We start from the raw sequence: 12,953 nt of genomic DNA on the forward strand, positions 1-12,953 counted from the left end.
GTGCTCGGGCGGGTTCGCTCACCGGCCGCGTGCAAGATTGACGGCGTTGATGAGGAACGAACCCCTGGTCGCCAGTTCGTACTTTCGCTCGATGGGTACGGTCCGCGGATCGTGCAGGGCCTTCTCCACATCTTCGACGTCGAGTCCCACCAACCGGGCGATGTTCTGAAGGGTGAGGTGGCACTCGATCGTCAACGATTCGAAGATCCCCTTGAGACGGTCGTCGTCGCCGATCTGCAGCCCCACCGTCAGCTGAGCCGCGAGAATGGCGAGCCTCGAGGTCTCGTCGTTCGATGGGGATGGCGGCTCCGTGGTGACTCGCATCATCCCGGTCTGTGTTTCCGCGAGGGAGCGCAGGAGGGCATCCGGCTGGATGCCCGTGATGGCCTGGAGCGCATCTTCGGAGAGGTGACCCTCCGCGATGAGGCGCCTCAGTTCCGCTGCGGGATTCTGTGCCTCCACCGTCATGGCTGTCCTGCTTTCTCTTCGTAGAGGGACGGGGAAAGGCTAGACGGCTTGTGATCCCCGCGCATTTCTTGGGCTGGAGCGCAGCCTCGAGGGGTGGAGCAGGTCGCATCCGCCCTGCGCTCGGTCGTGGACCGTGATCCGACAGCCGTCGGGATCGGCGAAAGTGACCGTGCACCCGAACGGTCCGTCGATCGGAGCCGAGATGATCGGGTGACCACGGGAGACGAGAGCGTCGTGGATGGCCTGGACGTCGGTGGCGTGGAGCTTGATCGCCGCGCCGGTCGACGGCTCCTGATTCGCTCACGGTGCGGACACGCTGAAGCCCGATGGCCGGCGCCCGCCCGGGGGAGCCATGGGTGGGCTACCGGTCGAGCCACTTCGATCGCACCTGCACGTCGGAGTCTTCGTAACCGAGATGATCGTAGAAACCCAGGACGGCCGCGTTGCCGGAGCGGATCATGAGCTGGACTTTGACTGCACCCGCGGCGTGGAGCCACGCCTCGGCGGCCGCCATCAGCTGACGCCCGAGGCCGGTGCTCCGGTGGCTGCCGTCGACGGCGAGGTAGTAGATCCAGCCCCGGTGTCCGTCGTGGCCCACCATCACCGTTCCCACCAGCCTTTCGTCATCGAAGGCCCCGAGCACGGCGGACGTCGGCCCGTCCAGCGCCCGCTGCAGATCGGTCTCCGGCGGGTTCCACGGACGGGTCAGCCCAGCCCGACCCCACAGGGCGACCGTCGCCGGGATGTCAGCTGAAGTCGTGTCACGAATCTCCATGGCATCCAGCATGTCAGGGCCAGATCGGCCACGGGCGCTCGGGCTTTCGGATCAGGTCCGACGCTCGTGGCGCACCGGTTTGAGCCGGTGAGGCGCATCTGTCGCCGGGAGGAACTCGCAGGTGAACTCGCCCTCGTATCCGAACAGGAAGCCGAACACCCTGTTGTTCACCTCCATGCGGATCCGGTAGACGCCCGCGTCATCATCGAAGCATTCGTGCAACTGAGCGCGCCCGCTGAACAGCAGCGGGAATCGGAAGCCGACGAAACGTCTCTCATAGAACCGTTGCGCGTCCGACGTGAGTCGCAGAGAGCCATCGTCGCCGACGGTGAGATTCAGGTCGACGGCGAGATGCTGGTGTGTACCGAGATAATCGAGCACGCGTCCGTCGCTGAGGATCATGGTCGCGTCGAAACGGCTCGGCTTTCTCCGCACGCTGTACTCGCGCACGAAGGTCACCGTTTCGCGCCCGAAGGGGTCGCGGTACGGATAGTTCTCGATCGTGAAAGGGACGTTCGCGCCGACATGGGGAATGAGGATGTTGCGGAGCATGCCGATGTAGAGGAAGGGCACCACCCACCACGGTCCCCGGCGGATGCTCGACATGACTCCGGTGCCGACGCAGGCGTAGCCGGAGTCGAGCCCGACACCGAATCGTTTCTGCATCATGGGGGACAACCGAGCGAAATCGTCTCCGAGCGCGCCTTCGAAGATCGAGGTCATGACGCTTCGAGACGGTCGAGGGTTTCCGGGGAATCGTCCATCGCGTGACCTCGGCGCGGCTTCCTCCGGCACCGGGATGCGCGCGGCCGGTCGGGTCTCCAGAACATCACAACCGACGCGAGTGGCCACGCTTCGGGCGGCACATCCGTTTCAGCCCAGATTCGCAGACGGTCGAAACTCCAGGCGGTCATCCATCCGATGAATGGCCGCAGGACAAGCCGATCGAGCGTGCTGCCCCAGCCCGGTGTGTAGTCGTAGCCGGTGATGAAGGTGACTCCATCCGGAGTCGGACGATAACGCCAGTATCCGCGGCCACCGGCCAGAGGCGAGAGTCGATCGTCGGTCGCGAAGCGCAGGGCGGAGGTGCGGGTGCCGTCCGGCCCGCCGCGCTCTCCCAGCGAAATGCCGGTGCCGATGATCGTGTGGAGAGGCAGGCGCCGCTCGTACCGGAACTGATACCCGCCATCGGCACGCCCTGCGGTCGGTGTGATGGAGCTGAATCTCAGATCCCACCGCGAATGCTGCACCGGATCTTGGGTGAGCAGCCAAACCCGATCGATCGGGCTCCTCACCTCGATCTCGACGTAGATGGGGTCGTTCACTTCACCGTCTCCGCGGCTCGGGGAACGGGCAGCGTTCGACGCGAGAGCGCTCGAGCGAACCTGAGGTCGTTCCATCCGAATGGTCCGGCCTCTGGCAGTGCGGCCCGGATGCTCTCGTCGGTGAAGAGCTGCGACGGCCGGATGCCGACCGGAGCTTCCGGAGCCCACGGCACGGGCCGGCTAACGCCCTCTGCCAGCATCCTCGCCTGCGACTTCGCGACCAGCGGCACAGTCATCAGCCACTCGGTCACCTGTGCGAGCGTGCGGATCGACCAGACCGGCACCGCGACGAAGAGCGGACGGCGCCCGACGACCTGCGCGATCCGTCGCACAGCGTCACTGAGCGGCAGTTCCTCGGCGCCCATCACGGCCACCGTTGGCTCGGGGATCCGACCCTGCAGCGCGGCCAGCATCACCGCCACGAAGTCGTCGATGGGGATCGGGCGCACGGTTCGATCGCGAAAGCCGACAGTCGCAAAGATCGGCCACGTCTTCACCGCGCGGCTGACGTGGTCGACCATGTGGTCGCCCGGTCCGTAGATCATGGATGCCTTGAGGATGGTGTGGGCGATCCCCGACTGCCGGATCAGTTCCTCCGCAGCCCACTTGGTCTCGTGATAGCCAGACCCGCAGTCGGCACGGGCTCGCAGGAAGCTGACCATTACGATTCGTTTCACGCCGGCGAGCGTCGCCGCCTCCACGACGGCGCGTGTGCCATCGACATGCACGCGCTGGAAGGTCTGGTTGCCCATTTCCCGGTTGATCCCCGCGGCGTGCACGATGGCATCGCAGCCGGTGAAGGCTCGAGCGAGTGCTTCGACGTTCTCCAGGTCGACGCCTGTCCGGCGGGAGATGACGACTGTGTGCACAGGGTCGAGCCGCGCTGCGAGGTGTCTGCCCACGAATCCGGTTCCGCCTGTGATTGCGATGCGCATGATCCGGTCCCTACTCTCTTGTTGCCGCTGAGGCCCCGGGGTGGGGTGTCACGCCGAGCCGGAATTGCCCGGTGATGGGATCAGTATGGCGCAGTTTTCGAACATGTTCAATAAGTTTTTGAACGAGTTCGAAACGACTAGAGTTGAGATTGACTGAGACGCGGATTCGACGCCGTGAGCGGGGAGATGGACCGATGTCCAAAAGCGATGACACTCGGGCGAAGATCACGGAGACCGCGATCGAGTCATTCCGCGAGCGCGGCTACGACCAGACGACCATCCGCTTGATTGCAGAGGAGGCTGGTATCTCGGTCGGGAACGCGTACTACTACTTCCCCACGAAGAACCACCTCGTGCAGGAGCTCTACCTGCGGGTGCAGGGAGACCACCTCGAGCGAGTTCACGCGGAGTTCGGCGCCTCGACCGATATCGCCAAACGACTCGAGGTCGCGCTTCTGTGCGGTATGGATGCAACCGGTCCGTACCACGACTCGGCCGCGGGATTCCTCGCGGCGGCGATCTCTCCGACCTCCGCGGTCAGTCCGTTCGGAGCCGACTCGGCTGGACCTCGCGCTATGGCCATCGAGGTCTTCCAGGAGGTCGTCGATGGCTCGACGAATGCAATTCCCGTCGACCTCAAGCGACAGCTGCCCGAATTGCTCTGGCTCGCCTACATGGGGCTCACCCTGTACTGGGTCTACGACACCTCCGAGGGGCAGGCCAAGAGCCGGGCCCTGGCGAAGGGAGTCGCCCGGTTAATCGGCACGGTCCTCCCCCTCGCGCGGCTACCGTTTGCGCGCGGCCCCGTGAATCAGGTGCTGGAGCTGATCCGAACTGCCCGGCCATGACATCCGTCCACGGGGAAGACCGGCACCTCATTCGGTGACGCCAGGGCTAGCCTCGGTGCAACTCAGCTGCGCCCGAGTCACCGTCGGATCAGGGAGTCCCCGCTCCCTTGATCGCTGCAGCGGTCTGCTCGGCCTGGGAGGCGCTTCCGAAGGCGAGTGCGAGCGGGCTGGTGGTGATCGGTGCTGCGACAAGTGGCGCGGAGAGCACCCGGCCGTCGAGGAGGATCGCCAGATTCTTGCCGATGGCACCGCCGGATACCGTGCCGAGCGTGCTGCTGTCGGCGGTGCTCAGCTCGAGGATGACCGAGTGCGCCGATCCCTGGTCCGTGGGGGAGGTGACGGAGGTCGGGGTGACCGTACCCAGCGACCTGCCCAACTCGTAGGTCATCGTGTCGGCCGTGTCGCACGCCCTCCCCGCGCCAGCGGTGGTGAGAGCCGGAGCATCGCAGGGTCCGTCCACCGATGACGTGACGAGACGGAACTCTAGCGGCTTGATCGACGAAGGGGTGTCGCCGCCGGCTGTGCTGCTGCAGCCGGCGAGGAGTGCAGTGCCCGCAAGCAGCGCGGCGAATCCGGCGCCAAGTCGAGTATTCATCTCTTTACAGTAGGGCTCCGTGGCGCGCGGGGGAAGGACGAGGTTGTGGGGTGAGCGGGACGCCCGGGGTGAGGCCTAGAGTGATCGCATGAGCGGCCGGCTGGATCAACCCGTCTCCCTCGACTACGCCTTCTCGGGCGCGATCGGCGTACCCGTCAAGGGGGAGATCTGGTCTGCGGTGGAGATTCCCGGCAGCAGGGACGTGTTCGGCAGCCTGCGGTCGGTGCGCGTCGACGCAACGGTCGATGGAGTGCTCGTGGAGGACATCGGGCTGATGCCCACAGGGTCGGGCGAACTCATGCTGTCCGTCAGCGCACCGTTGCGCAAGAAGCTCGGCAAAGACATCGGGCACGAGGTTCGGGTCGTGCTGCTGCGACGACTCACCTGACGAAGTCCAGCCGATCAGCGCCGCGCGGCGTACTGCTCGCGGATGATCGCGAGGGTGTCGTGGGCCGGGCGCGCTGAGAACTGGAGCGGCCAATCCGGACGCGTGCCGCTGAGGGCCCACGCGGCCTGGAGCGCGGCACCGAGAGCCACGTACTCCCCCGGGGTGGGCACCTCGACGGGGATGTCGAACACCTGGGCGGCGATCGTCGAGACCGCTTCGTTCTGCGCCGCGCCGCCGATGAGGAGGATGCGCCGGGCGTCGACGCCCTGCGCTCGGATCGCGTCGAGCCCGTCGGCGAGCCCACACAGCATCCCCTCGATGGCGGATCTGGCGAGGTCGGAGCGGGTGGCCGATGTGAGGGTGAGACCGAAGAGCGTCGCCGTGGCATCGGGCAGGTTGGGGGTGCGCTCGCCCTCGAAATAGGGCTGCAACACCACGCCGCCCGCCCCGGGCTGCGCCTGCAGGGCGAGCATCCCGAGTTCTGCGTGGTCCACCCCGAGCAACCCGGCGACCGCGTCGAGCACGCGTGCAGCGTTCAGGGTGGCGACCAGCGGAAGGAATGCGCCGCTGGCATCCGCGAAACCGGCCACGGTGCCGGAGGAGTCAGTCGACACGGTCTCGGTGACGGCGAAGACCGTGCCGCTCGTGCCGATCGAGACGATGACATCGCCGGGGCCCGCACCGAGCCCGAGTGCGGCGCCAGCGTTGTCGCCGGCGCCCACCCCGATGACCCGCCCGCCGCGGATGCCGTGGGCGGGCAGCGCGGCGGTCTCGCCACCGCGCGCCCCGGGCTTCATCACGCGCGGGAGCATCGCCGCATGCCCCAGAGCGAGCTCGAGCAGCTCGCGGTCGTACCGCCCGGTGTTCGGATTCCAATACCCGGTGCCGCTCGCATCGGAACGGTCGGTGATCAGCTCTTCGAGCCGCGGTCCGCCGACGGTCTCATCGGCGGGTCCGAAGCCGCGCAGTCGCCAGGTGAGCCAGTCGTGGGGAAGCACCACCGCCTCGACCCGGGCCGCGTTCTCGGGCTCGTTGTCGCGCAGCCACCGGAGTTTGGTCGCCGTGAAGCTCGCGACGGGAACGAGACCGGTGCGCTGCGCATAGTCCTCGGCGCCGACCTCGGCGATGAGATCCGTCGCGGCGCGAGCGGAGCGGGTGTCGTTCCAAAGCAGGGCGGGGCGGATGACGCGGCCCTCGACATCCAGCACGACCATGCCGTGCTGCTGGCCCGCGATGGAGACAGCGGCGACGTCGGAGAGGCCGCCAGCGTCGTCGATCGCCGCGAGCAGCGCATCCCACCAGGCCGCGGGATCCACCTCTGTGCCGGCGGGATGGGTGGCTCGGCCGGAGCGGACCACCTCACCGGTGCCGGCGTCGCGAATCACCACCTTGCAGCTCTGGGTCGACGAATCGACCCCGGCGACCAGTGTCATGCCTGTCTACTCCGCTCGTATAGGTGCATTATTCAGGAACCCGTGGTGAAGGAGGCACCGGTGTGACAGGAGTTCTCCCACGCGCCCCACCAGCGCCATCTGTCCCACAGGTTCCTGAATGATGAAGATCCGGGGTCAGCGGGCGCCGAGCAGGTGTTCGATCGCCAGCTGGTTGAGGCGCACGAAGCCGAAGCCCTTGCCGCCGAAATACGAATCGGTGTCGAAGTCCTCGAACGAGGCGCGGTCGGCGAGCAGCTCGTCGTAGGTCTCCCCGGCGGAGAGGGTCGTCTCCTGCACCTGCGCGACGCGCGATGCCGCGAGGGCATCCTGCACCTCGGGGTCCGCCCGGAACGCCGCCGCGCGCTCCTTGAGCAGGAGGTAGGTGCGCATGTTCGCGGCAGCGGAATCCCAGACTCCGGTGATGTCCTCGGTGCGAGAAGGCTTGTAGTCGAAATGGCGTGGTCCGTCGTAAGACGGCCCCCCATTCGCTCCGCCATTCTCGAGCAGATCGACGAGGGCGAAGGCATTGGCCAGGTCGCCGTGGCCGAAGACCAGGTCCTGGTCGTATTTGATGCCCTTCTGGCCATTGAGGTCGATGTGGAAGAGTTTGCCCTGGTAGAGCGCCTGCGCGATTCCCGAGGTGAAGTTGAGGCCGGCCATCTGCTCGTGTCCGACCTCCGGGTTGACGCCGAAGAGCTCCGGACGCTCGAGGGTCTCGATGAACGCGATGGCGTGACCGACGGTGGGCAGCAGGATGTCCCCGCGCGGCTCGTTGGGCTTCGGCTCGATCGCGAACCGGATGTCGTACCCCTTGTCGGTCACGTACTGCGCAAAGACATTCACGGCCTCGCGGTATCGCTCGAGCGCGCCACGGATGTCTTTGGCCGAGTCGTATTCCGCGCCCTCGCGTCCACCCCACATCACGAAGGTCTTCGCGCCGAGTTCGACGCCGAGCTCGAGCTGCCGCATCGCCTTGCGCATCGCGAAGCGCCGCACGCCGCGATCGTTCGAGGTGAAGCCACCGTCCTTGAAGACGGGCGCACTGAACAGGTTGGTGGTGACCATCGGGATGATCATCCCGGTGTCGGAGAGTGCCTGCTTGAGGCGGTCGATCTGCTTCTGGCGCTCGGCATCCGACGATCCGAAAGGGAACAGGTCGTCGTCGTGGAAGGTGAGGCCGTAGGCGCCGAGTTCAGCGAGGCGGGTGACGGCTTCGACCACGTCGAGCGGGGGACGGGTGGGGCCGCCGAAGGGGTCGGATCCGTTGTATCCCACCGTCCACAGGCCGAAGGAGAACTTGTCGTCGCGGGTGGGGGTGCTCGTCATGATCGCTATCCTTCAACGTCGGTGGTGATTTGTTGGATCTGTGAACATATTACTGAATTCCTCGTCCCGCGCAATGTCGGCGGCGCTCCCGTCGCGGCTCGGCTTTCCCGAGGCCCCCACACGGAGCCGGATGCCTACGGCGCTGTGCGCAGGGGAAATCCAGCCGGATCCGCCAACAGCGATTCGAAAGCGAGTTCGCCGGCGCCGATCATGAGGAGGTCATCCGCGAGCTCCGAATGGATGATCTGCACGCAGTCGAATGAGGCGGCGAGTGCGCTGTTTCGGCCGAAATCCTGCAGTCGCTCCGGCTGGGCCGACTGAAGCGCAGCAAGGAATCCCCCGAGCACGATGAGCTTGGGGTTGAGCAGATTGACCACATTGCGCAGCGCGACGATGAGCATGTCGAGTTGCCGCGTGACCTCGGCGGCCACCCGCGGGTCTGTGCTCGAGGCGAGTGCGGCGGCTAACCGGCCGACGGATTGCGACGAGAGGCCCGTGACCTCGAGCAGGCGGTCACGACGCACCTCGGTCTCCAGGCATCCGAATGCGCCACAGTGGCAGGCGATCCCGGTGGGATTCACCATGGTGTGGCCGAGCTCGCCCGCATATCCGGCGGTGCCCAACAGTGGCACTCCACCGGTGATGATGCCTCCACCGATGCCGCTTGCCCCGCCGTTGACGTAGATGAGATCGGAGACCGATCTGCCGCTCCCGAAAGAGCTTTCCGCCAGCGCGCCGAGATGAGCGTCGTTCGCGGCCCAGACAGGGAGGCCCGTGGCCTGTTGCAACATCTCGGCGAATGGTGCGCCCCGCCAGCCGAGGTGTGGCGCGAGGCGCACCAGCCCATCGGTCTCACGAACGAGCCCGGGCACGGCCACTCCGACTCCGGCGATGCGATGCTCGAGGGTGAGCTCGGGCCGCAGTCTCTCCAGGATCTCAGCCGTCACCCGCACGGCGTCGGACGCGGTCGGTGGGCTGGCGAGCTGGTGCCTCTCCGTGCGCAGGACCTTGCCGCCGAGACCGACTACGCCGACGGTTATGGCGTCGATCTCGGGGTTCACGGCGATTCCGACGGGGGTGGAACTCGGTCTGACCATCGGGCTGGGGCGCCCGACCTGGTTTGTGGATTCCGCGCTCTCCTCGCGCACCAGATCGTGCTCGACCAGTTCGGAGACGAGTGCGGCGATGGTAGATCGGTTGAGACCCATCGCCTGAGTGAGCTGGGAGCGGCTCAACCCCCGGGTGCGGTGAACCAGTCCCAGAATGGTCGAGAGGTTGTGTCGACGCACGTGGTCGTTGCTGTTCCCACGGGTTCCCGCCGGATGCTCCGCGAGGCTCATTCCCACAACCTACTCGTTTCATCGAGCACGGGATCACGCTCGGTCTTCTGCCCGGTCGAAATCGGTTATCAAAACGTTACAGCGGAATATGTTGCGATAGGCGCGATATTGCTTCACACTTCATCTGCCATCGCTCAATGCAGAGTGTGGACACTGAGGAGTGCATTCCTTCCGACCAGAAAGGGAGCGAAATGAAGTCTTCTTCATGGATCTCTGTCGCCGTCGTCGTATCCGCCTCAGCACTGTTGCTCAGCGGATGTGCCTCGAGCGGAAACAGCAGCGGTGGTTCCGATACCGCCAAGCGGGCGTGCGTCATTCTTCCGGATTCGTCTTCGTCGCCCCGCTGGGAGAACGGCGACCGCCCGGCCCTCGACAAGGCTTTCACCGATGCGGGATTCACCGCCGACATCCAGAACGCACAGGGTGACACCAACAAGTACGCCACTCTCGCCGATCAGGAGCTCACCAAAGGCTGCGGCGTGATGATCCTCGTCGACTACAACGGCGCGGCCGTCGCCGTGACGCAGAAAGCCCAGAAGCAGGGCATCCCGGTGATCGCCTACGACCGACCCATCACTACAGGGTCGAAGGACTCGCCCTCGATGCTCGCCGATTACTACGTCTCCTTCGACAACGAGAAGGTCGGTGCCCTCGAGGGGCAGTCGATCGTCGACGGCCTCAAGGCGGCAGGCAAGGACTCCGCGAGCGCGGTGGTGGTGTACATGGGTGGTGACCCCACGGACGGTAACGCGAAGCTGTTCCACGATGGCGCCGCCAAGGTGATGGGCGATGCCGGGATCAAGCCAGCGGCGGAACCGGTCGGAGTCTGGGACGGCGACAAGTCGGCGACCAACTTCGAACAGGCACTGACCTCGCTCGGCGGCAAGGTCGATGCGGTGTGGGTTGCCAACGACACCAACGCCGCCGGTGTCATCACCATCCTCGACAAGAACGGTCTCACCGTGCCGGTTTCCGGACAGGATGCATCGGTCGCCGGTTTGCAGAACGTGCTGCTCGGCAAGCAGGCTGCGACGGTGTACAAGCCGTTCAAGCTGGAGGCGAGTGCAGCTTCTGACCTGGCGATCCAGCTGCTGAAGGGCAAGAAGCCGGCTGCCGCCACCCAGCTCTACGGCAAGCCGTTCATCGCTGTCACTCCGATCCTGGTGACCGCCGACAAGGTGCAGAGCGTCGTCGACGCGGGAGACGCGAAGGCGTCCGACATCTGCACCGCTGATGTGGCTGCTGCATGCACGAAGAACGGCGTGAAGTAGGCCAACCACCGACCCCTCAGGGGGTCGCCCAACAGGAAGCTCCGCGCCGGGTTCGTGTGGTTCACGGCGCGGGGTCTTTCTGGTGCTGCGGCGATGCGATGACCATCGCATCGCCGCAGCACCGACGTCAGCGGTGTCAACGGAAAGGAACTGTCATGGATGAGCCGATCATCGAATTGACCAATGTCAAGAAGAGCTTCGGGCCGGTGAGTGTGCTCAAAGGGGTCTCGCTGAAGGTCTACCCGGGCAAAATCACCGCCCTGGTCGGTGACAACGGGGCGGGGAAATCCACTCTCATCAAGGGGCTGGCCGGTGTTCAGCCCTACGACGAGGGCGAAGTGCGGTTCGAGGGGGTTGAGGTAGCCCTCCACAATCCTCGCGAGGCCACTCATCTCGGCATCGAAGTCGTGTACCAGGACCTCGCGCTGTGCGACAACCTCGACATCGTCCAGAACATGTTCCTCGGTCGCGAAGAGACGGAGTTCGGCACCTTCGATGAGGGGAAGATGGAACGCGAGGCGTCAGAGACGCTCCAGTCCCTCGCAGTTCGCACCGTCAAATCCGTGCGTCAGAAGGTGTCGTCATTGTCGGGAGGGCAGCGTCAAACGGTCGCAATCGCCCGCTCTGTCCTCAAGTCGGCGAAGGTTGTCATCCTCGACGAACCGACGGCCGCCTTGGGGGTGGCGCAGACGGAACAGGTGCTTGCTCTGGTCACGAGGTTGGCCGAGCGTGGCGTCGGAGTGCTCATGATCAGCCACAATCTCGTCGATGTCTTCCACGTCGCCGACTACATCAACGTGCTCTATCTGGGTCAGATGGTGGCTTCGGTGGAGACCTCGCAGACGACCAGCGACGATGTCGTCGGATACATCACCGGAAGCAAGACCTACACGGGGGTGCCGGCATGAGCTCGCTCCCCTCGTCCGATTCCCGGGTGGCCGAGGCGAGCGCGCCGGGCCCGATCGGTAGCGGACAGGATGGTGGGCTCCGCGACCAGGCGACCGCGTACGTGCAACGCATCCGCAGCGGCGAGATGGGCGCGCTCCCCGCGGTCGCCGGATTCGTCGTGCTGTGCGTGCTCTTCACCGCGCTCAGCCCGTACTTCCTGACCGAACGGAACTTCGCCAACCTGCTCACCCAGGCGGCGACACTGGTGATGCTCGCGATGGCTCTGGTCTTCGTTATCCTGCTGGGAGAGATCGACCTTTCTGCGGGAGTCACGTCGGGCGTGGCGATGTCCCTCTTCGTGGTTCTGTCGAACCCCGGCGGCATTGCGATGAACTGGATCCTCGCCCTGCTGATCTCCCTGGCCACCGGATTGGCGATCGGCCTGTTCATCGGGTTCTTCGTCGCGCGGGTCGGGATTCCCTCATTCGTCGTGACTCTCGGCTTGTTCCTCGGGTTCCAGGGGCTCCAGCTGATCATCATCGGTGACGGGGGGCTCTACCGCATTCAGCAGCCGGAGATCCTCGCGATCCAGAACAGCAATCTTCCGGTGTGGGGAGGATGGATGATGCTCGCCGTCATCCTCGCGATCTCCCTGGTGACGACGCTCCTCGATCGACGTCGACGAACGCGCGCGGGCGTTGCCAACCGCACGATCTCGTTGCTGTGGATCCGTCTCGCCGTGATCGCTGTCATCGGCGGGGTGGTCATCGCCCTCCTCAGCCAAAATCGAGGCACCGGATTCCTGGCCGTCTCTGGGGTGCCGATAGTGGTGCCCATCACCCTGTTAATCCTCTGGATCGGTACTTTCGTGCTCGACCGCACCAAGTTCGGTCGCTACCTCTACGCCGTCGGCGGCAATCCCGAGGCCGCTCGTCGCTCCGGTATCAAGGTGGTCGGCATCAAGTGGGCTGCCTTCGCCGTCTGCTCGACCCTTGCGGTGATATCGGGGGTCTTCAGCGCGAGCAAGGTCGGATCGGTGGATGCAGCGTTCGGCCGGGACATCGTGCTCAGCGGAGTAGCCGCGGCGGTGGTCGGCGGGGTCAGCCTCTTCGGCGGTCGCGGACGACTCATCCACGGCGCGATCGGCGCTCTGGTGATCGCGGTCATCACCAATGGGCTCGGACTTCTCAATCTTCCCGGCGGCGTCAACTTCCTCGTCACGGGAGGCGTGCTCATCCTCGCCGCGACGATCGATGCAGTGTCCCGGGTGAGGGCCGGTGGTTCGCTCACCCGGAGGTAGGGGTGATCCGTGATCCTCTCCGGCGACTCGGCCCTTGTCGCCGACCCGAGCTCTCTGTGGC

General features: G+C 65.6%; 14 protein-coding genes and 1 pseudogene. 5 read left to right on the top strand and 10 right to left on the bottom strand.

Features of this window, described 5'->3' with window-relative positions:
- Positions 1 to 18: 18 nt before the first annotated feature.
- The 6 genes and pseudogenes from VLI63_RS13455 to VLI63_RS13480 all read right to left on the bottom strand — a co-directional run bounded on the left by VLI63_RS13455 (position 19) and on the right by VLI63_RS13480 (position 3,503).
- Positions 19 to 468 carry an HTH domain-containing protein gene (locus VLI63_RS13455; protein WP_409157364.1) on the bottom strand — a complete coding sequence of 150 codons (450 nt, stop codon included), beginning with the start codon at positions 466 to 468 and terminating at the stop codon, positions 19 to 21.
- A 117-nt stretch (positions 469 to 585) separates the two neighbouring features.
- Positions 586 to 759 (bottom strand): annotated as a pseudogene (locus tag VLI63_RS13460) (VOC family protein); the annotation flags it as partial.
- Positions 760 to 829: 70 nt separating this feature from the next.
- Positions 830 to 1,243, bottom strand: a complete 414-nt coding sequence (locus tag VLI63_RS13465; RefSeq protein WP_409157365.1) for a GNAT family acetyltransferase — start codon at positions 1,241 to 1,243, stop codon at positions 830 to 832.
- Between the two features lie 51 nt (positions 1,244 to 1,294).
- On the bottom strand, positions 1,295 to 1,966 hold the full coding sequence (locus tag VLI63_RS13470) for a DUF4166 domain-containing protein (RefSeq protein ID WP_409157367.1): 672 nt from the start codon (positions 1,964 to 1,966) through the stop codon (positions 1,295 to 1,297).
- Positions 1,963 to 2,568: an SRPBCC family protein gene (locus VLI63_RS13475; protein ID WP_409157368.1), complete on the bottom strand. Its 606-nt coding sequence runs from the start codon at positions 2,566 to 2,568 to the stop codon at positions 1,963 to 1,965. Before VLI63_RS13475 ends, VLI63_RS13470 begins: the two co-directional genes overlap by 4 nt.
- Positions 2,565 to 3,503 (bottom strand): NAD(P)H-binding protein, encoded by a 939-nt coding sequence (locus tag VLI63_RS13480; RefSeq protein WP_409157369.1) that lies wholly within the window; start codon positions 3,501 to 3,503, stop codon positions 2,565 to 2,567. Before VLI63_RS13480 ends, VLI63_RS13475 begins: the two co-directional genes overlap by 4 nt.
- Positions 3,504 to 3,697: 194 nt before the next feature.
- On the opposite strand from VLI63_RS13480, the gene VLI63_RS13485 reads away from it, so the two are divergent.
- Positions 3,698 to 4,351: a TetR family transcriptional regulator gene (locus tag VLI63_RS13485; protein WP_409157371.1), complete on the top strand. Its 654-nt coding sequence runs from the start codon at positions 3,698 to 3,700 to the stop codon at positions 4,349 to 4,351.
- An 88-nt stretch (positions 4,352 to 4,439) separates the two neighbouring features.
- On the opposite strand, the gene VLI63_RS13490 is transcribed toward VLI63_RS13485, so the two are convergent.
- Entirely contained in the window at positions 4,440 to 4,946 is a 507-nt protein-coding gene (locus VLI63_RS13490) for a SecDF P1 head subdomain-containing protein (protein ID WP_409157372.1), read from the bottom strand.
- An 88-nt stretch (positions 4,947 to 5,034) separates the two neighbouring features.
- Between VLI63_RS13490 and VLI63_RS13495 the strand changes: the two genes are divergently transcribed.
- The gene (locus tag VLI63_RS13495; protein WP_409157374.1) at positions 5,035 to 5,334 is read left to right on the top strand and encodes a DUF1905 domain-containing protein; all 300 of its coding nucleotides are present in this window, start codon (positions 5,035 to 5,037) and stop codon (positions 5,332 to 5,334) included.
- Positions 5,335 to 5,348: 14 nt separating this feature from the next.
- Here VLI63_RS13495 and xylB read toward each other — a convergent pair whose 3' ends face one another.
- The 3 genes from xylB to VLI63_RS13510 form a co-directional block, all read right to left on the bottom strand.
- A complete protein-coding gene (xylB, locus tag VLI63_RS13500) occupies positions 5,349 to 6,767 on the bottom strand; it encodes a xylulokinase (RefSeq protein ID WP_409157376.1) in 1,419 nt (472 codons plus the stop codon).
- A gap of 135 nt (positions 6,768 to 6,902) precedes the next feature.
- On the bottom strand, positions 6,903 to 8,093 hold the full coding sequence (xylA, locus tag VLI63_RS13505; protein WP_409157378.1) for a xylose isomerase: 1,191 nt from the start codon (positions 8,091 to 8,093) through the stop codon (positions 6,903 to 6,905).
- Positions 8,094 to 8,227: 134 nt separating this feature from the next.
- Positions 8,228 to 9,433 carry an ROK family protein gene (locus VLI63_RS13510; RefSeq protein WP_409157379.1) on the bottom strand — a complete coding sequence of 402 codons (1,206 nt, stop codon included), beginning with the start codon at positions 9,431 to 9,433 and terminating at the stop codon, positions 8,228 to 8,230.
- Positions 9,434 to 9,624: 191 nt separating this feature from the next.
- Here VLI63_RS13510 and VLI63_RS13515 point away from each other — a divergent pair, with 191 nt between their 5' ends.
- The 3 genes from VLI63_RS13515 to VLI63_RS13525 all read left to right on the top strand — a co-directional run bounded on the left by VLI63_RS13515 (position 9,625) and on the right by VLI63_RS13525 (position 12,892).
- On the top strand, positions 9,625 to 10,704 hold the full coding sequence (locus VLI63_RS13515) for a sugar ABC transporter substrate-binding protein (protein ID WP_409157380.1): 1,080 nt from the start codon (positions 9,625 to 9,627) through the stop codon (positions 10,702 to 10,704).
- A gap of 155 nt (positions 10,705 to 10,859) precedes the next feature.
- A complete protein-coding gene (locus VLI63_RS13520; RefSeq protein WP_409157382.1) occupies positions 10,860 to 11,612 on the top strand; it encodes an ATP-binding cassette domain-containing protein in 753 nt (250 codons plus the stop codon).
- Complete coding sequence (locus VLI63_RS13525) at positions 11,609 to 12,892, top strand: sugar ABC transporter permease (RefSeq protein WP_409157383.1); 1,284 nt, start codon at positions 11,609 to 11,611, stop codon at positions 12,890 to 12,892. Before VLI63_RS13520 ends, VLI63_RS13525 begins: the two co-directional genes overlap by 4 nt.
- Positions 12,893 to 12,953: the final 61 nt, after the last annotated feature.

Source organism: Lacisediminihabitans sp. H27-G8, from assembly GCF_046156175.1.
Lineage (GTDB): Bacteria > Actinomycetota > Actinomycetes > Actinomycetales > Microbacteriaceae > Lacisediminihabitans.